Genomic DNA, 17,669 nt, shown 5'->3' with positions numbered 1-17,669 from the left:
TCCCAATAAACGGGAGGATGCGCATGTATACCCAGGCGCTGAATACGGCCGAGACCGACGACCGCGGTCTCGAGGATGCGGCGAAGGCTGCGCAGTTCCAGGCCCGCATCGATGCCGAGGAGCGCATCGAGCCGAACGACTGGATGCCGGCGGCCTATCGCAAGACGCTCACCCGCCAGATCTCCCAGCACGCCCATTCCGAAATCGTTGGCATGCTGCCTGAGGGCAACTGGATCACGCGCGCGCCGACCTTGCGCCGCAAGGCGGCGCTGCTGGCCAAGGTGCAGGACGAGTGCGGCCACGGACTCTATCTCTACGCCGCCGCCGAAACGCTCGGCACCTCGCGCGAAGAGCTGGTCGACGCCATGCTTGCCGGCAAGGCCAAATATTCCTCGATCTTCAACTATCCGACGCTGACCTGGGCCGATATCGGCACCATCGGCTGGCTGGTCGACGGCGCCGCGATCATGAACCAGATCCCGCTGTGTCGTTGCTCCTACGGCCCGTACGCACGCGCGATGATCCGCGTCTGCAAGGAGGAATCGTTCCACCAGCGCCAGGGCTACGAGATCATGCTGACGCTGTGCCGCGGCTCGGATGAGCAGAAGGCGATGGCGCAGGATGCGCTGAACCGCTGGTGGTGGCCGGTGCTGATGATGTTCGGTCCGCCCGATGCGACGAGCCAGCACAGCGACACATCGACGAAGTGGAAGATCAAGCGCTTCTCCAATGACGAGCTGCGCCAGAAGTTCGTCGATGCCACCGTGCCGCAGGCGCAATATCTCGGCCTCACCATTCCCGATCCCGGCATGACGCAGGACGCCGAAGGCCACTGGCGCTACAGCGAGATCGACTGGACCGAATTCAAGCAGGTGCTGGCCGGTAACGGCCCCTGCAACCGCGATCGGCTCGCCGCGCGTCGCAAGGCGCACGATGAGGGCGCCTGGGTGCGTGAGGCGGCAGCTAGCTATGCCGCAAAGCGGGCGCGGCGTCAGACCGCACAAGCCGCGGAATAAGGAGATCACGATGGCCACGCCAAACACGCCGCTGTGGGAAGTCTTCATTCGCAGCCGCAACGGGCTCGCGCACAAGCATGTCGGCTCGCTGCATGCGAACGATGCCACCATGGCCCTGCAGGCCGCGCGCGACATTTACACCCGGCGCGGCGAGGGGCTGTCGATCTGGGTCGTGCCGTCGACCGCGATCACCGCGAGCGATCCGGCCGAGAAGGGCATGATGTTCGAGCCGGCGGAATCGAAGATCTACCGGCATCCGACGTTCTACGAGGTGCCGGAAGAAGTGGGGCACATGTGATGCTTGTGGCCAACATCCAGGTCGCGGAAACACCGCTGGTGCTCTACGCGCTGCGCCGCGCCGACGATGCGCTGATTATCGGTCATCGGTTGTCGGAATGGTGCGGACATGCGCCGATGCTGGAAGAGGACATGGCGCTCTCCAACATCGCGCTCGATCTCATCGGCCAGGCGCGTGAACTCTACACCTACGCAGCCAAAACCGAAGGCAAGGACAACAACGAGGACAAGCTCGCCTATTTGCGCGACGTCAGGCAGTACCGCAACCTGCTGCTGGTCGAACAGCCGAATGGCGACTTTGCCCAGACCCTGGTGCGGCAGTTCTTCTATTCTGCCTTCGCCGACCTCTATTGGCGCGCGATGATGAATTCGCGCGATACGACGCTCGCGGCCATTGCCGCCAAGTCCGAGAAGGAGACCGCTTATCATCTGCGCCACGCCTCCGAATGGATCATTCGGCTCGGCGATGGCACCGGTGAGAGTCACGCCAGGGCGCAGGCCGCGATCGATCACCTCTGGGCCTTCACCGGTGAGATGTTCGCCGTCGATGACGGAGAGCGCGCCCTGATCCATGCCGGTATCGCGATTGATCCCGGGACCTTGCGCGGTCGCTGGCTGAAGACGCTCTCCGATGTCGTCAGCGAAGCAACACTCACACTGCCGCAGAATGACTGGATGCAGCAGGGCGGCCGCGTGGGCCGCCACAGCGAGCATCTCGGTCATCTCCTGTCCGAGCTTCAGTCGATGCAGCGTACTTTTCCGGGGCTGACATGGTGACAGTGCTGGACCGCGACAGTGAGCTGCGCCGGCGCGCCTGGGACGCCGCGGCGGGCGTCGTTGACCCCGAAATCCCGGTGCTGACCATCGCCGATCTCGGCGTGCTGCGCGATGTCGTGCTCGACGGCGATCATGTCGAGGTCGCGATCACCCCGACCTATTCGGGCTGCCCGGCCATGAACATGATTGCGTTCGAAATCGAGCTTGCGTTGGAGCGCGCCGGTTTTCGCCAGCCAAAAGTCCGCACCGTGCTGTCGCCGGCCTGGACCACCGACTGGATGAGCGAGGAGGGCCGCCGCAAGCTGCACGCCTACGGCATCGCGCCACCGCAGGCGTCAAGCTCCCGCCGCGCGCTGTTCGGCGAGCAGGCCATCGCGTGCCCGAAATGCGGCTCTGACAAGACCGAGCTGCTGTCCGAATTCGGCTCGACCTCCTGCAAGGCGCTGTGGCGCTGCAAGGCCTGCCGCGAACCCTTCGATTATTTCAAGTGTCATTGATCATGTCCGCAGCCGCACCGCGCTTTCATCGCCTGACCGTCAACGACCTCCGCCGCGAGGCGGCCGATGCCGTATCGATGACCTTTGCGGTCCCCGGCGAACTCGCGGGCGACTACGCTTTCGCGCCCGGCCAGTACCTCACGCTCCGCACCATGCTCGATGGCGAGGAAGTCCGGCGCTCCTATTCGATCTGCTCGGGTCCTGACGATGGCGAGATCCGCATTGCCGTGAAGAAGATTGACGGCGGAGCATTTTCGAACTGGGCGGCGGATGAACTCAAATGCGGCGACGAGCTCGACGTCATGACGCCGACCGGGCGCTTCGGCGTGATCCCGCCGGCAGATAGCGGACGCATCCATGTCGGCTTTGCCGCGGGCTCCGGCATCACACCGATCCTGTCGATCGTCAAGGGCGTGCTTGCGCGCGAGCCGCACAGCCGCTTCTTCCTGTTCTACGGCAACCGCGCCACCGACAACATCATGTTCCTGGAGGCACTCGAGGAGCTGAAGGACCGCTTCATCGATCGCCTCTCGATCTTCCACGTCATCTCCGGCGAGGAGCAGGACATCCCGATCCTGCATGGCCGGCTGGACGGCAATAAGGTGAGAGTGCTGCTGCGTTCCCTGGTGCCGGCCGCGAGTGTCGATCATGTCTTCATCTGTGGTCCCCTTGGCATGAGCGAGGAGATCGAGGTGACTTGCAGGGATCTCGGCATCGCGGAAGAGCGCATCCACGTCGAGCGCTTCGTCTCCGAATTCGGCGGCAAACCGCGACCGAAGAAGATCGTTGCACCCGACGCGCCGCCGAAGGCGATCGCCTCGCTGATCATCGACGGCAAGCGCCGCGACGTGCCGGTTGCCGAGGACGAGGCGATCCTCGATGCCGCGCTGCGCGCCGGCGTCGATCTGCCCTTCGCCTGCAAGGGTGGCATGTGCTCGACCTGCCGCGCCAAGCTGGTCGAGGGCGAGGCGCCGATGGACATCAACTATTCACTGGAGCCCTGGGAATTGAAGGCCGGCTTCGTCCTGACCTGCCAGGCCAAGCCGTCGTCGGAGCGGGTCGTGGTCGATTACGATCACGTTTGACAGTTATGGCCGGGCAGCAGAGCATTGTGGCCAAACATTTGGCCGGGAGAAGCGCGTGAACGTCAAAGCCAACCTGTCGCCCGAGGATATTGCCCGCGCCTGCGCCGACGCGATGTGGGCCGAGGATGATGCCTCCAAGGGTCTCGGCATGGAGATCGTCGAGATTGGTCCGGGCTTTGCGACGCTGGCGATGAATGTGCGGCCGGAGATGGTCAACGGCCAGCGCATCGCCCATGGCGGCTTCATCTTCACGCTCGCCGATTCCGCCTTCGCGTTTGCCTGCAATTCGCACAATGAACGTGTCGTGGCGGCACAGGGCCAGATCACCTTCATCAAGCCGGGCAAGCTTGGTGACCGCCTCGTTGCAAGGGCGCGCGAGGTCAGCCGTGGCGGACGCTCAGGCATCTACGACGTGCGCGTGACAGCCGGCGACACCGTCATCGCGGAATTCCGGGGGCATTCGCGTGTCATTCCCGGCACGTGGCTGCCGACGCAAGATCAATAAAAAGAACCAACCAATAAAAAGAACCAACCAATGTGGGGAAACGAGGATGGCTCTGACGAGGCTCAAGGAAGGTGGCAACGCCTATCGTGCCGAGATGGACGCGCATGAGCGCGCCTCACGTGACGAGATCATGGTGCTGCAAAAGCAGCGGCTGGCCTGGTCGCTGAAGCACGCCTACGACAACGTCGCGCATTACCGCCAGGCCTTCGACAAGGCCGGCGTGCATCCGTCCGACTTTCGCGAACTCTCCGATCTCGCGAAATTCCCGTTCACCGTGAAGACGGATCTGCGCGACAATTATCCCTTCAACATGTTCGCCGTGCCGCGCGAAAAGCTGGTGCGCGTGCATGCGTCGTCCGGCACCACGGGCAAGCCGATCGTGGTGGGCTATACGCAACGCGACATCGACACCTGGTCGGAGGTGATGGCACGCTCGATTCGCGCCGCCGGCGGCCGCACGGGCATGATCATCCACAACGCCTATGGTTATGGCCTGTTTACCGGCGGATTGGGCGTGCACTACGGCGCCGAAAAACTTGGTTGCACCGTGGTGCCGATCTCCGGCGGCATGACCGAGCGGCAGGTGCAGCTCATCAACGACTTCCGACCCGACATCATCACGGTGACGCCGAGCTACATGCTGGCGATCCTCGACGAGTTCAAGCGCCAGAAGCTCGACCCGCGCCAGTGCTCGCTCAAGGTCGGAATCTTCGGCGCCGAGCCCTGGACCAACGCGATGCGCGGCGAGATCGAGGACGCCTTCGACATGGACGCGACCGACATCTATGGCCTCTCGGAGGTGATCGGTCCAGGCGTTGCGCAGGAATGCATCGAGACCAAGGACGGCCTGCACATCTGGGAGGACCATTTTTATCCCGAGGTGATCGACCCGGAGACTGGCGCAGTGCTGCCGGACGGCGAGAAGGGTGAGCTGGTCTTCACCTCGCTGACCAAGGAAGCCTTCCCGGTGATCCGCTATCGCACCCGTGACCTGACGCGGCTGCTGCCGGGCACGGCGCGGCCGGGCATGCGGCGGATGGAGAAGGTGACGGGCCGCTCCGACGACATGATCATCCTGCGCGGCGTCAATCTGTTCCCGACCCAGATCGAGGAGGTGTTGCTTGCGACCGACTGGTGCGGCGGGCATTTCATTCTTGAACTCACCCGCGAAGGCCGCATGGACGAGCTGACCATCATTGCCGAGGCGCGGCCGGAAAGCTGGGACGGCCGGGGGTTGGTCGATCATGCCGATCGCATTTCGACCCACATCAAGAACACGATCGGGGTCAGCTCCAACGTGCGGGTGGTCGCGCCGGCCACGTTGGAGCGCTCGCTCGGCAAAGCCAAACGCCTCTACGACAAGCGGCCGAAGGATTAGCCGTCGCTCCTCATGGTGAGGAGCGCCAAAGGCGCGCCTCGAACCATGAAGGCCTGGATGCTGCAGCGCGGGCCCACATCCTTCGAGACGCCGCTCGCGCGGCTCCTCAGGATGAGGGGAGGCGGTTGACTTGACCGGTCCCAAAGGCGACAAGGCCCGCGAGAAATCGTGGGTCTTTCGATGTCATCAGCCGATCGCAAAACCGTCGAAGCGCACTGCGTCCGCCTCGATGCCAAGGCCGATAATGCTGCGGCGATCGCGCCGCTGATCGAGCGTCATATGCTCACGCGCGGTCCGAAGGACCTCCTGATCGAGATCAAGGCCGCCGCCGTCAACCCCTCCGATGTGAAGGCCGCGACCGGGCTGATGCCCTATGCGGTCTTCCCCCGCACGCCCGGCCGCGATTATGCCGGCGTGGTGATTGACGGGCCGGCCGATACGATCGGCCGCGAGGTGTTCGGCTCCTCCGGCGATCTCGGCATCCGCCGCGACGGCACCCATGCCAGCCATCTCGTCGTCGAAGCCGACGCCGTGGTGGAGAAGCCGAAGACGGTGTCCTGGGAGGAGGCCGCCGGCGTCGGCGTGCCCTTCGTCACCGCGATGGAAGGCTTTCGCCGCGCCGGCGTTCCAAAGCCCGGCGAAACCGTGCTGGTGTTCGGCGTCAACGGCAAGGTCGGTCAGGCCGCGGTCCAGATCGCGACGTGGCAGGGCGCGCGCGTCATCGGCGTGGTGCGCAAGGCGGAAGCCTATGAGGGCCATGCCAACGCAGCCATCGAGGTGATTGACGCCTCGGCGACCGATGCCGCCACGCGCGTGCGCGAACTGACCGGCGGCAAGGGGGCCGACATCGTCTTCAACACGGTCGGCGATCCCTATTTCCAGGCCGCGCACAAATCGCTCGGATTGCGCGGCCGCCAGATCCTGATCGCCGCGATCGACCGCATCGTGCAGTTCAACATCCTCGAATTCTACCGCGGGCAACACACCTATGTCGGCATCGACACGCTCGGGCTGTCCTCGGCCGCGACCGGCGCGGTGCTGCGCGACCTCGGCCCCGGCTTTGCGAGCGGGCACCTGAAACCGTTTCCGATCAAGGCGAATGCCGTCTATCCGCTGGAGCGCGCCAAGGAGGCCTATGTCGCGGTCGCCGGTTCGTCGCGGGATCGCGTGATCCTGAAGCCTTGATCATGGACTCGTCCATCCAACTCGTCATCCTTGCCGGCCTCGTCATCGGGCTCATCTATGGCGCCGTGGGCCTGCTCAGCGGCTTCTGCCTGATGAGCAGCATGCGCGGCTGGCTGGTCGAAGGAGACGGGCGGCTGGTGCGAACCTTTGCGATGGCGATTGCTGTTGCGGTTGCTGCGAGCCAATTCCTTGCCGGTAGCGGCATGGTCGATCTCGGCAAGTCGATCTATCTGCAACAATCCTTTTCAGTGCCGGTGCTGTTCCTCGGCGGCCTGTTGTTCGGCTACGGCATGGTGTTGTCGAACGGCTGCGGCTCGCGGGCGCTGGTGCTGCTCGGCCGCGGCAATCTCCGCTCTTTCGTCGTCGTGATCGTGCTCGCCATCGCCGCGCAGATGACGCTCAAGGGCCTGATCGCGCCGGCGCGCATCGCGCTGCTTCAGGCCTCGCAAACGACCGTCAACGCCAATTCGCTGCCGTCACTGTTGGCGACATTCGGCCCCGGCGAAGCGGCATCGCGCGCGCTGGGCGCTGCCGTAATCGTCGTTGCGCTGATCCTGTTTGCGTTCGCGCACCCGGCGTTCCGGCGTTCGCCCGGCCAGATTGCAGCCGGTGTCGTCGTTGGCCTCCTGGTCGCCAGCGGCTGGTTCGTCACCGGCTATCTCGGCGCCGACGATTTCAATCCGGTCCCGGTGACCTCGCTCACCTTCGTCGCGCCGATTGCCGATAGCCTGCAATACGCCATGCTCTCGACCGGTCTGACGCTCAACTTCGGCATTGCTACCGTGGCCGGCGTTCTCGCCGGCAGCCTTGTCACCGCGCTCGCCACAGGCCGTTTCCACCTCGAAGGTTATTCCTCGCCGCGCCACATGCTGCGGTCTGCCGGCGGCGCCGCGCTGATGGGGATCGGCGGCGTGATGGCGTTCGGCTGCTCGATCGGGCAGGGGCTCACCGGCGTATCGACGCTCGCTCTGGGCTCGTTCGTCGCGGTCGCCGGCATCCTGCTCGGCACGACGGCCGGCCTGCGCGGCGCACTGCGGGTTCAGCCGCTCGCGGTGGCCTGACCGCGCAGCAGCCGGTCGCCCAGCGTCGCAAGACCGATGCCGGTGACGATCAGTCCGGCCGCGACGGCAAGGCTCATGTCGATCGGCTCGCCCAGCAGGATCGCCGCGCTGGCGATGCCAACGAGCGGCGTCCCGGTGGTGCCGAGCGACGTCGTCAGGGCCGAGATGCTCTTGTTGACCATCGACATCGCCCAATAGGCCAGCGCCGTTCCGATCAGGCCGGAATACAGGAAAAGCAGCACGAGCTTCCACGACCATTCCGCGTGCGGCGGGCCCTCCATGATAACAGCCGATCCCGTCAGTACGATCGTCGCCACGAGCACCTGCCAGAGCAGGAGCTGGAGCGGCGATGCAATCCAGCGATGCGCGCTCATATAGATGATGTTCGCGGCCCAGGACATCGCGGCCAGGACGACCATGCCGGCCCCGAGCAGGACGTTGGTATTGGTCCAATCGATCGACGTGGGGTTCAGGATCACGGCAAGGCCGATCAGCCCGAGCAAGGCGCCGGCGAGCTTGGGCGCCGTCAGCGTATCCTTCCCCAGCAAGGGCGCGGCGATCGCGACCCAGAGCGGCGTGGTGTAGCCGAGCACGATCGCCTTGCTTGCGGGCAGGAAGCGCACACCGGCCGCAACCAGAACCGAGAACACCGTCATGTGCAGCAGCGCGACGCTGAGGATCACCGGAATGTCGCGCCGCTCCGGGATCATCAGATTGTTGCTCAGCCCGAGGATCACGAACAATCCGGCCAGCGCGATCCAGCTCCGGATCGCCGAAGTCCATAGTGGCGGAAGGAACTGGACGAGTTGCTTCGTCACCGACCAGTTCACGCCCCAGGCCAGCACGACGATCAGGAACAGGCCGACGGCCGCGCGGGAGGAGAGGGAGTTCATCGCAAAATCCTTGAAGCAGTCCAGTCCGGCGGATAGCATCCGGAGTGGCACCTGAAAAAGTGCCAGATCGGAAAGGAATAAGGTGCCAGTTTCGGAAGGTGTGATCTCCGCCCTGATCGAGCTGAAGCGGACCGACGACGAGGGGCTGACGGCGCAGCTGACGAGCCAGCTGCGAAACCTGATCGCGACCGGTCGGCTCGGCAAAGGCCGCGCGCTGCCGTCGAGCCGCCGGCTCGCGAGCGACCTCGGCGTCTCGCGCAACACCGTTACTTATGCCTTCGAGCAGCTCGCCGCCGAGGGATATCTCGAGGCGTCGCACGGTCGTCGTCCCATGGTCACGGTCGACGGCGGCCGTAACGAAGGGACGGGCGCGGTCGCACCGAGCGTCCGCTCGGGCAAGCCGCGGCTCTCGCCCTGGGCGTCGAAGCTCAAGCAGACCGACTGGCCGATGTCCTATCAGGCGCCGCTAAAACCCCTGCGTCCGGGGCATGGAGATGCGCGGGAGTTTCCACACGAAGTGTGGGCCCGCTGCCTGCGCCGCAGCGCGGTGCGCGCAGCCAAGCGTGAGCTTGGACCGGTCAACCGGACGCGCCTGCGCCGGGCGCTGGCGCATTATCTGGCCGCCAGCAGGGGCGTCCGCGCCGCCGCGGACCAGATCCTGATCCTGCCGAGCGCGCAGGCCGCGCTGACCCTGATTGCGGCTGCGCTCATCACGCCCGGCGACGATGTCTGGGTCGAGGACCCCGGCTATCCCGGCGCTGCGGCGGCCTTCCGCGCCTCCGGCGCGCGCGTGATGGGGATGAAGCTGGATGAGCAGGGCATGCAGCGGATGCCGGGCATGACCGCGCCAAAGCTCATCTTCATGACGCCCTCGCATCAGCATCCGACCGGGCGGCTGATGTCGCTCGCGCGCCGCACCGAATTCCTGGGCATGAGCAGGCCAGGCGAGACCTGGATCGTCGAAGACGATTACGACGGCGAATTCCACTATGACAGCCGGCCGGTGCCGGCCTTGCAGGGGTTAGACGCCCATGGCCGCGTGTTCTATGTCGGAACGTTTTCGAAGGCGATGACGTCGGATATCCGGCTCGGCTATGTCGTCGCGCCACCAGGGCTGGTCGGCACCCTCGAGATCGCACAGCGGCACATCGGGCTGATCGCCTCCAGCCACATCCAGGAAGCGCTGGCGGAGTTCATCGCCGACGGGCATTTTCTCGCGCATCTGCGCCGGATGCGGCGGCTCTATCACGCGCGCCGCGATCACCTCGTCGAGGGACTGGAGTGCCATCTGGGCGAAGTTCTGTCCGCCGAAGTGCCGTCGGGCGGCATCCAGCTGGTCGCCCGCCTCAAGCGCGGTCGCGCCGATCAGGCGGCGGTACAACGGCTGGTCGAGGCAGGCGTCGAAACGCGGGCCCTGTCCAGCCTGGCGCTCGGCCGTCCACGCGACCATGGCCTGCTGCTCGGCTTCGCGGCCTGGCGCGAGAATGAGATCAGCGCGGCGGTGCGGACGATGGCGTCGTGCTTCTAGAGCATGATCCGGAAAAGTGTGAAGCGGTTTTCTGAAAAGATCATGCTTAAACAATAACGCGCTAGTCCACGGCCTTCGTCACGATGCGGATCTCCGAGGTCAGCGTCCGGTGCACCGGACATTTGTCGGCGATCTCCATCAACTTCTTGCGCTGCTCCGCGTCGAGCGCGCCGTCGATCGCGATGTCGCGCTCGATCTGGTCGAGCATGCCATCGCGCGTCTCGCACTCCGCGCAGTCCTTGGCGTAGATTTTCGAATGCTTCAGCGTGACCGTGACGCGATCGAGCGGCAGCGATTTGCGATCGGCATAGAGGCGCATGGTCATGGAGGTGCAGGCACCCAGCCCGGCGAGCAGGAAGTCGTAAGGGCCGGGGCCGGCATCCTCGCCGCCGGCCGCGACCGGCTCGTCAGCCACCAGGTGATGCGGGCCGACGGTGATGGCCTGGTTGAACTTGCTCTTGCGGGTTTCCTGCACCACCACTTTGCGCGGCTCTTCCGCGAGATCCATCGCCTTCGCGGGCTTCGCGGTGTCGATGTAGCGGCTGGCCCAGGCCGCGATCACGTCGGCCGCGTAGAGGGCGTCGGCCGGCTTGGTCAGGAGATGATCGGCGTGGTCGAGCGAGACGAAGCTCTTGGGGTGTCTTGCCGCAACGAAAATCTTGGTCGCATTGTCGATGCCGACGGTGTCGTCGACAGGTGACTGCATCACCAGCAGCGCCTTGTGCAGGCCGGTGATGTCCTTCATCAGTTCTTGCTCGGCGATGTCGTCGAGGAATTCGCGCTTGATCCGGAACGGGCGCCCCGCGAGCGAGACCTCGACTTCGCCCTGCGCGCGGATGCTGTCGAGATGCTCGCTGAACAGACCGGTGACGTGAGCGGGATCGGACGGCGCCGCGATGGTCACGACAGCCTTGGCTTCCGGAATCCTTCCGGCCGCGGCGAGGATCGCGGCACCGCCGAGGCTGTGGCCGATCAGGATCGATGGCGCCGTGCGGAGCTGGCGCAGATGATCGGCGGCGCGCACGAGGTCGGCGACGTTGGAGGTGAACGTCGAATTGGCAAAATCGCCTTCGCTGGAGCCGAGCCCGGTGAAGTCGAAGCGCAGCACCGCAATGCCCGTGGCGGCGAGCGCGACCGAGATGCGTTTTGCTGCCAGCGTGTCCTTGCCGCAGGTGAAGCAGTGCGCGAACAGCGCGTAGGCCGCGGGCTCGCCATCGGGCAGTTCCAGCGCGGCGGCTAGTTGATGGCCACCTTCGCCGGTGAATTGAAAGCGTTCGGTCGGCATGGGTTTCCCCCGTCCTTGCTTGAACTTAATCGCTTGAATAACGCTGCTCGGCCCAGGGATCGCCGCGGTTATGATAGCCGCGGACTTCCCAGAAGCCCGGCGCGTCCTCGGTCAGGAACTCGATGGCCTGGAGCCATTTGGCGCTCTTCCAGAAATACAGATGCGGCACGACGAGCCGTACCGGGCCGCCGTGCTCTTCGGTCAGCGGCTGACCCGACCAGCTGTGGGCGAGCAGCGCGTCTTCGGCGGCAAAGTCTTCCAGCGTCAGGTTGGTGGTGTAGCCGTCATGGGAATGCAAGACAACGAAGCGCGCGTCCTCGCGCGGCCGGCAGGCTGCCAGCAGTTCGCGCGTGGCGAGCCCTTCCCATTGATTGTCGTAGCGCGACCAGGTCGTCACGCAGTGAATGTCGGAGGTGAACTGCGCCTGCTTCTGCGCTGCGAATTCGGCAAACGTCCAGAATACGGGGGTCTCGATCGCACCGTAGACGTCGAGCCGCCAGCGCTCGCGCGAAACCGGCGGCACGACTCCGAGATCGAGCACCGGCCAGTCCTTGGTGAGATGCTGGCCCGGCGGCAGCCGCTGATCCTCCGGTCGCGTAACGCGGCCGGTGAGGAAGCGGCCTTCGCGCGCCCATTTCTCCTTGGTGCGCGTCAGCTTGCTGTCGGGCGGCTCGTTGTCGTCGGCCATGAGCTACTCGTGGCGGTGCATCGCGGAGGCGTGCTTGGTGTCACGCATGGTGGAATAGATGATCAGCGACAAACAGATGACGCCGGCGAGATAGTAGTAGAACCACTCCTCATGCCCGATGCTCTTGAAATAGAGCGCGATCGCCGGCGCCGTACCGCCGAAGATCGAGACCGTGATGGCGTAGGGCAGGCCGACACCGAGGGCGCGGACATTGGTCGGGAACAGCTCGGCCTTCACCACGGCGTTGATCGAGGTGTAACCGGCGACGAACAACCAGGCGCAGCAGATCAGGATGAAGGCCATGAAAGGCGACTTGGTCTCCTTCAGCGTCATCAGCAGCGGCACGGTCGCGAGCGTACCCGCGACGCCGAAGAAGATCAGCAATGGCTTGCGCCCGATCTTGTCGGAGATCGCGCCGTAGATCGGCTGCAGGATCGTCGCGAAGATCAGCGTGCCGAAAATCACGAAAGTGGTCTGGTCCTCGGTCAGGCCGACCGAGAGCTTGACGAACGTCTGCATGTAGGTGGTGAAGGTGTAGAACGCCGCGGTGCCGCCGGCCGTGAGGCCCACTACCAGCAGCAACTCGCGCGGGTAGCGTAGCAGATTGGCCAGCGAGCCGGTCGGCTTCACCACCTTCTTGGCTTCCTCGAAGGCCTCAGTCTCGTGCAGATTGCGCCGCATCACCGCGGCAAAGATCGCCAGCGCCGCGCCGATCGCAAACGGGATGCGCCAGCCCCAGGCCCTCAGCTCCTCCGGCGTGAGGAAGACCTTTTGCAGGAGCAGCAGCACGATGATCGCGGTGAGCTGGCCGCCGATCAACGTGACGTATTGAAAGCTCGAATAGAAGCCGCGATGCTTGGGATCGGCAACCTCGCTGAGATAGGTTGCGCTGGCACCATATTCGCCGCCGAGGCTCAGGCCTTCGATGACGCGGGCGAGCGCCAGGATCACCGGCGCGGCGAAACCGATGGTCGCATAGGTCGGCGTCAGCGCGATGATCAGCGAGCCGAAGCACATGAAGACGACGGATAACGTCAGCGAGATACGCCGGCCGAAATGATCCGCGATGTAGCCGAACAGCCAGCCGCCCAAGGGGCGCATCAGGAAGGTCGCCGCGAACACCACGGCGACGTTCAATTGCTGGACGACGGGGTCGTTGCCGGGGAAGAAGGCCGGAGCGAAATAGAGCGCGAACGCCGTATAGGCGTAAAAATCGTACCACTCGACGAGATTGCCGATCGAGCCGATGAAGATCGCCTTGATCCGCCGTTTGGCGTCGGCGATGTCGATGTCGATATCGATGTGATCAGAGGCCGGTAGGGTTGCTTGCTCTGTCACGTCCGGCCTCTCTCCGTTGGTCTTGGAAAGGCCTACATCGCCTTTCCGAACAGAAATGGCAACTGGCGGGGGCCTCTCACCGTGCCCTGTGACCAGGTCACCGTGCCTGCCGGATCGAGGGAGAAGTCCGGGATCCGCTTCAGCCATTCCTCCAGCGCAACCTGCATCTCCATGCGTGCAAGGTTGGAACCGACGCAGCGGTGGATGCCGAGGCCGAAGGCGGCATGGCGATTCTCCCGGCGGTCGATCACGACTTTGTCAGCGTCCGGAAACATCTTGGGGTCGCGGTTGGCGGCCGGGAACGACAGCAGCACCATGTTGCCCGCCTTGACCGGGCAGCCCGAGATCGTGGTCTCCTTGACCACCTCGCGGGCCATGGTCACCGGCGAATAGGCCCGCAGCAGCTCCTCCACGGCGATCGGGATCAGCCCGGGCTCGGCGATCAGCCGTTCGCGGTCGGCCGGCGTCCGGGCGAGATGCCAGAGCGAGGAGCCGATCGCACTCCAGGTGGTGTCGATGCCGGCGATCAGGAGCAGCCGCAGCGAACCCAGCACATGGGACTCTTCCAGCGGCTGGCCTTCCTTGTCCTTGGCGTTCATCAAATAGGAAATCAGGTCGTCGGTCGGCTTCGATCTGCGCTCCTCGATATGCGTCCTGAAATAGGCGCTCATCTCCTGCACGGCCTGGAGCAGCTTGTTCTCGTCCTTGATGCCGAGCTCGAGGATCATGTGGATCCAGTCGATGAACAGATCGCTGTCGCTCTCGGGAATGCCGAGCATATGGGCGATGGCCTGAACCGGGATATATTTGCTGTAGCGCGCTGCGGCATCGACCTTGCCATCGGCGATGAACCCGTCGATCAGCTCGTTGCAGATCGCGCGCATCCGCGGTTCCAGCTTCTTCATCGCGTCCGGCGTGAAAGGCGGCAACAGCAATTGCTTGGCTGGCTTGTGCACGGGCGGGTCGGAGGTGATCGGCGGAGCGGCGTTCCTGGCGACTTCGGGCCGAACGTCACGGACGATGATGCGGCGCGAGGAGAAATGCTCGGTGTCGTTGGCGATCTCGCGCACCGCCTCATAAGTCGTCGGCATGTAGCAGCCGAGGAAGCGCTTTGTATGCACCACCGGGCTCGCGGAGCGAAGCTCCTCCCAGATCGAGAACGGATCCTCCGTCCATTGCGGATCGGTGTGGTCGAAATCGTTGACCCAGTCGGTGACGGGCGGGTGGGCGACAGGCTGGCTGACGTCGGACATGGCAGGAAATCCCTCAGGGCTCGTGTTCGCTAAAAGCACGCAAGCGGGCAGGGGCCGCGCTACTCCTCGATCACATCGATTGCGATTTCCGGGCAATTGGATTTGGCAAGCCAAGCCTTGTCTTCGAGGCCGGGCGGCACGGTGCCGTCCCCGGCCTCATGGGCGTTGCCGTATTCGTCGAGCTCGAACAGCTCCGGCGCGAGCGCCTTGCAGCGCGCGTGGCCCTGGCATTTATCGGGATCGACGTGAACCCTCAGTCGCTCTGTCATGGCGGCTTCCTCGGTCGTGTGCGCGGGACGAAGGCCGCGCGTTCCTCATGTCAATTTTATCGGCGGCATTTGTCGCCGCTTTAAGTTATATCCTATTACATTCGCGGCGGGCTTCCCCTGTCAAGGGCAAACTTATAGGCTTGACGCAACATGCGTTCACAACTCGTCCGTAAGCCGGAGAATACCTACCACCATGGCGATCTCCGTGACGCCTTGATCAAGGCTGCGCTGCGCGAGGCGGAGCAGGGCGGTGCCGAGGCGATCAGCATCAAGGCGCTTGCCAAACAGCTCGGCGTCTCGCAGCCGGCGCCGTATCGGCATTTTGCCGACCGTGATGCGCTGCTAACTGCGGTGACGGCGGAGGCGTTCCGGCAGCTCAGTGCACTTCTGCGCGAGGCGATGGCGAAGCCGTCGAAGCAATCGAAACTGTCGCGGCTGGCGCAGGCGACGCTCGATTTCGGTCTGCGCCGCAACGGCATCTATCGCCTGATGTTCGCTTCCCGCACCGTGTCATGCGCGGCGAAGGGCAGCGAGCTGCACGACGCCACGCGCGAGACTTTTGCGCTGGTGATCGAAGCCCTCGAGGCACCGGCGGTCGGCTTCTTGCGCGAACGGCAAGCCCTCAAGATCTGGGCGGCGTTGCATGGCGTCGTGATGCTGGCCGAGCAGGGCCTGTTCACCGGCGAGGCCGCGCATGCCACGCGCGAGGAACTGGTCGAGGACTTTGTGAACGAAACGAAGGCCGCGCTTGCTGCTGCGATCAAGGATGCGCGTCGTCGGAAAAAGGCCGGCGCCTAGGCCTTCGCTTTCAGCAGCCTCATCAACTTGTCGACCGCGCTGTCCGGGGTCGTCACGACCGGGCGGCCGGTGGCTTCGGCGACCAGCGGAGCGGTTGCCGCGATGCTGAATTGCGCGAGCGCAATGACGTCGCAATCGCGCAAGTCCTTTGAAGCCTCGACAATCAGCCTGTCGTGCGTGGCGCGATCGCCGCGATCGAGCGCCGCCAGCGCGCCCTCAGCGAGTTTCGGCACGACCTGGGCGGAGGCCGGAAACTCCGGTGGCATCGAGGCCAGTGTCGGCGGGAAGGTCGAGAGCAGGCCAATGCGCTTGCCCATGGTCACGGCCTGCTCGATCATCGCCTCGTTCGGCTTCAGCACGGGCATCGGCGCATGTGCGCGCGCGACGGCCTTGATGCAGGGGCCGAAGGCCGAGCAGGTGAACAGGATTCCGTTCGCTCCCGTAGCTGCCGCATAGTCGCCGAGCGCGAGGAAGCGCTCGGTCATGGCATCGTTGAGCACGCCGTCGCGGGCCAGATCCGCCGACAGGCTGTCGTCGAGCAGGTTCATCAGCCGCGCCTCCGGCCACGCCTTCGCGAACGCGGCCTCGATCGGCGCGATGGAATGCTTGAGGGCGTGGATCAGGGCGATGCGCATCGGTGTCTCTTCTCCCTCTCCCCGTTCTTACGGGGAGAGGGGCGGGGTGAGGGGCTCTATCCACGTTGAAGGTGAGGGATGAATTCGCGGAGGCTCCCCCTCACCCGACCGCTGCGCGGTCGACCTCTCCCCGCAGGCGGGGAGAGGTGAAGCACCGTTTACTTAAACGGCACCGCGTACATCAAGCCGCCCTTGCTCCAGAGGCCGTTGAGGCCGCGGTCGAGCTTGAGCGGGCTCGCCTTGCCGACATTGCGCTCGTAGATCTCGCCGTAATTGCCGGTGGCCTTGATCACCGTCACCAGCCATTTGTTGTCGAGACCGAGCCGCGAGCCGAGGTCGCCGGAGGCACCCAGCAGGCGCTGGACCGCCGGCGTCTGTGACTTCGCCATCTCGTCGACATTGCCTTGCGTGACACCGAGTTCCTCGGCCTCGATCAGGCCGTAATGCAACCAGGTGATGATGTCGCTCCAGACTTCGTCACCGTTGCGGGTGAACGGCCCGAGCGGCTCCTTGCTGATGGTCTGCGGCAGCACGACGTAGTCGGCCGGATTCGGCGCCGCGGTCGTCACGGCGCCGGCGAGCGCGGAGGCATCCTGGGTCATGGCATCGCAGCGGCCGCCGAAGAAGGTCTGGTACATGGTGTCGACACGGTCGAATACCAGTGGCTTCCAGTCGATGCCGTTAGCGCGGCCGTAATCGCCGAGCGTGACCTCATGCGTGGTGCCCTGCGCGACGCAGACAGTCGCACCCTTCAAATCCTTGATCTCCTTCACGCCGAGGTCCTTCTTCACGACAAAGCCCTGGCCGTCGTAGAAGTTGACCGGACCCTGGCGGAGGCCCAGCGTCACGCCACGCAGATAGGTCTGGGTCGAGTTGCGGTAGAGTACGTCGATCTCGCCCGATTGCAGCGCGGTGAAGCGGTTCTGCGCGGTCAGCGAGACGTAGCGCACCTTGCTGGCGTCGCCGAGCACGCCGGCCGCGAGCGCGCGGCAATAATCGACGTCGAGACCCTTGTAATTGCCCTGCGAGTCCGGCGCGGAGAAACCGGCAAAGCCGGCGCTGACGCCGCAGATCAGCGTGCCGCGGCTCTTCACCGTGTCGAGCGTCGCCGCCGACGCGGCAACCGTCGATGCCGCGAGCATGCCGGCTACGATAACCACTTTCCTCATCATATGACTCTC

19 protein-coding genes are annotated in these 17,669 nt (G+C 64.8%); 11 read left to right on the top strand and 8 right to left on the bottom strand.

The features are described from left to right. Positions 1-23: 23 nt before the first annotated feature. The 9 genes from paaA to CT676_RS30225 all read left to right on the top strand — a co-directional run bounded on the left by paaA (position 24) and on the right by CT676_RS30225 (position 7,801). Complete coding sequence (paaA, locus tag CT676_RS30265) at positions 24-1,016, top strand: 1,2-phenylacetyl-CoA epoxidase subunit PaaA (RefSeq protein WP_085403974.1); 993 nt, start codon at positions 24-26, stop codon at positions 1,014-1,016. Positions 1,017-1,026: 10 nt separating this feature from the next. Continuing rightward, positions 1,027-1,314 carry a 1,2-phenylacetyl-CoA epoxidase subunit PaaB gene (gene paaB, locus CT676_RS30260; protein ID WP_014496929.1) on the top strand — a complete coding sequence of 96 codons (288 nt, stop codon included), beginning with the start codon at positions 1,027-1,029 and terminating at the stop codon, positions 1,312-1,314. After that, positions 1,314-2,090, top strand: a complete 777-nt coding sequence (paaC, locus tag CT676_RS30255; RefSeq protein WP_085403964.1) for a 1,2-phenylacetyl-CoA epoxidase subunit PaaC — start codon at positions 1,314-1,316, stop codon at positions 2,088-2,090. Before paaB ends, paaC begins: the two co-directional genes overlap by 1 nt. Continuing rightward, complete coding sequence (paaD, locus tag CT676_RS30250) at positions 2,084-2,587, top strand: 1,2-phenylacetyl-CoA epoxidase subunit PaaD (RefSeq protein ID WP_085403963.1); 504 nt, start codon at positions 2,084-2,086, stop codon at positions 2,585-2,587. The genes paaC and paaD overlap by 7 nt, the downstream gene beginning before the upstream one ends. A gap of 2 nt (positions 2,588-2,589) precedes the next feature. Next, entirely contained in the window at positions 2,590-3,672 is a 1,083-nt protein-coding gene (paaE, locus tag CT676_RS30245; protein WP_085403962.1) for a 1,2-phenylacetyl-CoA epoxidase subunit PaaE, read from the top strand. Between the two features lie 55 nt (positions 3,673-3,727). Continuing rightward, entirely contained in the window at positions 3,728-4,177 is a 450-nt protein-coding gene (gene paaI, locus CT676_RS30240) for a hydroxyphenylacetyl-CoA thioesterase PaaI (protein ID WP_085403961.1), read from the top strand. A gap of 46 nt (positions 4,178-4,223) precedes the next feature. Then, the gene (gene paaK, locus CT676_RS30235; RefSeq protein WP_085403960.1) at positions 4,224-5,555 is read left to right on the top strand and encodes a phenylacetate--CoA ligase PaaK; all 1,332 of its coding nucleotides are present in this window, start codon (positions 4,224-4,226) and stop codon (positions 5,553-5,555) included. A 180-nt stretch (positions 5,556-5,735) separates the two neighbouring features. After that, the gene (locus CT676_RS30230; RefSeq protein WP_085403959.1) at positions 5,736-6,740 is read left to right on the top strand and encodes a zinc-binding alcohol dehydrogenase family protein; all 1,005 of its coding nucleotides are present in this window, start codon (positions 5,736-5,738) and stop codon (positions 6,738-6,740) included. A 2-nt stretch (positions 6,741-6,742) separates the two neighbouring features. Then, the gene (locus tag CT676_RS30225; protein WP_085403958.1) at positions 6,743-7,801 is read left to right on the top strand and encodes a YeeE/YedE family protein; all 1,059 of its coding nucleotides are present in this window, start codon (positions 6,743-6,745) and stop codon (positions 7,799-7,801) included. Here the strand turns inward: CT676_RS30225 and CT676_RS30220 are convergent. Then, positions 7,780-8,694: a DMT family transporter gene (locus tag CT676_RS30220; protein ID WP_085403973.1), complete on the bottom strand. Its 915-nt coding sequence runs from the start codon at positions 8,692-8,694 to the stop codon at positions 7,780-7,782. The two genes, CT676_RS30225 and CT676_RS30220, sit on opposite strands and share 22 nt — an antisense overlap. A gap of 82 nt (positions 8,695-8,776) precedes the next feature. On the opposite strand from CT676_RS30220, the gene CT676_RS30215 reads away from it, so the two are divergent. After that, complete coding sequence (locus CT676_RS30215; protein ID WP_085403957.1) at positions 8,777-10,222, top strand: PLP-dependent aminotransferase family protein; 1,446 nt, start codon at positions 8,777-8,779, stop codon at positions 10,220-10,222. A 61-nt stretch (positions 10,223-10,283) separates the two neighbouring features. On the opposite strand, the gene CT676_RS30210 is transcribed toward CT676_RS30215, so the two are convergent. From CT676_RS30210 to CT676_RS30190, 5 genes are read right to left on the bottom strand one after another with little or no spacing between them, the layout of a single operon-like run. Then, the gene (locus CT676_RS30210) at positions 10,284-11,507 is read right to left on the bottom strand and encodes a bifunctional alpha/beta hydrolase/OsmC family protein (RefSeq protein ID WP_085403956.1); all 1,224 of its coding nucleotides are present in this window, start codon (positions 11,505-11,507) and stop codon (positions 10,284-10,286) included. A gap of 25 nt (positions 11,508-11,532) precedes the next feature. Beyond that, positions 11,533-12,195 carry a sulfite oxidase-like oxidoreductase gene (locus CT676_RS30205; RefSeq protein ID WP_085403955.1) on the bottom strand — a complete coding sequence of 221 codons (663 nt, stop codon included), beginning with the start codon at positions 12,193-12,195 and terminating at the stop codon, positions 11,533-11,535. A gap of 3 nt (positions 12,196-12,198) precedes the next feature. Continuing rightward, positions 12,199-13,533: an MFS transporter gene (locus CT676_RS30200; RefSeq protein ID WP_085403954.1), complete on the bottom strand. Its 1,335-nt coding sequence runs from the start codon at positions 13,531-13,533 to the stop codon at positions 12,199-12,201. A gap of 32 nt (positions 13,534-13,565) precedes the next feature. Continuing rightward, positions 13,566-14,786, bottom strand: a complete 1,221-nt coding sequence (locus tag CT676_RS30195) for a cytochrome P450 (RefSeq protein WP_085403953.1) — start codon at positions 14,784-14,786, stop codon at positions 13,566-13,568. Between the two features lie 59 nt (positions 14,787-14,845). After that, positions 14,846-15,055: a ferredoxin gene (locus CT676_RS30190; protein ID WP_007607931.1), complete on the bottom strand. Its 210-nt coding sequence runs from the start codon at positions 15,053-15,055 to the stop codon at positions 14,846-14,848. 150 nt (positions 15,056-15,205) lie between these two features. Between CT676_RS30190 and CT676_RS30185 the strand changes: the two genes are divergently transcribed. Next, positions 15,206-15,853, top strand: coding sequence for a TetR/AcrR family transcriptional regulator (locus CT676_RS30185; RefSeq protein WP_063984718.1), 648 nt, complete (start codon positions 15,206-15,208; stop codon positions 15,851-15,853). On the opposite strand, the gene CT676_RS30180 is transcribed toward CT676_RS30185, so the two are convergent. Continuing rightward, positions 15,850-16,488, bottom strand: coding sequence for an aspartate/glutamate racemase family protein (locus CT676_RS30180; RefSeq protein WP_085403952.1), 639 nt, complete (start codon positions 16,486-16,488; stop codon positions 15,850-15,852). The genes CT676_RS30185 and CT676_RS30180 overlap by 4 nt on opposite strands. Positions 16,489-16,646: 158 nt before the next feature. Further along, on the bottom strand, positions 16,647-17,660 hold the full coding sequence (locus CT676_RS30175; RefSeq protein WP_063984716.1) for an amino acid ABC transporter substrate-binding protein: 1,014 nt from the start codon (positions 17,658-17,660) through the stop codon (positions 16,647-16,649). Positions 17,661-17,669 lie beyond the last annotated feature (9 nt).

Source organism: Bradyrhizobium sp. MOS001 (assembly GCF_004634465.1).
GTDB classification, from domain to species: Bacteria; Pseudomonadota; Alphaproteobacteria; order Rhizobiales; family Xanthobacteraceae; genus Bradyrhizobium; species Bradyrhizobium barranii.
This window is presented reverse-complemented; position numbering and strand designations above follow the sequence as displayed.

What these genes read in the sequence shown, in the direction of transcription:
- paaA (WP_085403974.1), top strand. Translation starts at nt 24, where the DNA reads ATGTATACCCAGGCGCTGAATACGGCCGAGACCGACGACCGCGGTCTC.
- paaB (WP_014496929.1), top strand. Translation starts at nt 1,027, where the DNA reads ATGGCCACGCCAAACACGCCGCTGTGGGAAGTCTTCATTCGCAGCCGC.
- paaC (WP_085403964.1), top strand. Translation starts at nt 1,314, where the DNA reads ATGCTTGTGGCCAACATCCAGGTCGCGGAAACACCGCTGGTGCTCTAC.
- paaD (WP_085403963.1), top strand. Translation starts at nt 2,084, where the DNA reads ATGGTGACAGTGCTGGACCGCGACAGTGAGCTGCGCCGGCGCGCCTGG.
- paaE (WP_085403962.1), top strand. Translation starts at nt 2,590, where the DNA reads ATGTCCGCAGCCGCACCGCGCTTTCATCGCCTGACCGTCAACGACCTC.
- paaK (WP_085403960.1), top strand. Translation starts at nt 4,224, where the DNA reads ATGGCTCTGACGAGGCTCAAGGAAGGTGGCAACGCCTATCGTGCCGAG.
- CT676_RS30230 (WP_085403959.1), top strand. Translation starts at nt 5,736, where the DNA reads ATGTCATCAGCCGATCGCAAAACCGTCGAAGCGCACTGCGTCCGCCTC.
- CT676_RS30225 (WP_085403958.1), top strand. Translation starts at nt 6,743, where the DNA reads ATGGACTCGTCCATCCAACTCGTCATCCTTGCCGGCCTCGTCATCGGG.
- CT676_RS30220 (WP_085403973.1), bottom strand. Translation starts at nt 8,694, where the DNA reads ATGAACTCCCTCTCCTCCCGCGCGGCCGTCGGCCTGTTCCTGATCGTC.
- CT676_RS30210 (WP_085403956.1), bottom strand. Translation starts at nt 11,507, where the DNA reads ATGCCGACCGAACGCTTTCAATTCACCGGCGAAGGTGGCCATCAACTA.
- CT676_RS30205 (WP_085403955.1), bottom strand. Translation starts at nt 12,195, where the DNA reads ATGGCCGACGACAACGAGCCGCCCGACAGCAAGCTGACGCGCACCAAG.
- CT676_RS30195 (WP_085403953.1), bottom strand. Translation starts at nt 14,786, where the DNA reads ATGTCCGACGTCAGCCAGCCTGTCGCCCACCCGCCCGTCACCGACTGG.
- CT676_RS30190 (WP_007607931.1), bottom strand. Translation starts at nt 15,055, where the DNA reads ATGACAGAGCGACTGAGGGTTCACGTCGATCCCGATAAATGCCAGGGC.
- CT676_RS30185 (WP_063984718.1), top strand. Translation starts at nt 15,206, where the DNA reads ATGCGTTCACAACTCGTCCGTAAGCCGGAGAATACCTACCACCATGGC.
- CT676_RS30180 (WP_085403952.1), bottom strand. Translation starts at nt 16,488, where the DNA reads ATGCGCATCGCCCTGATCCACGCCCTCAAGCATTCCATCGCGCCGATC.
- CT676_RS30175 (WP_063984716.1), bottom strand. Translation starts at nt 17,660, where the DNA reads ATGATGAGGAAAGTGGTTATCGTAGCCGGCATGCTCGCGGCATCGACG.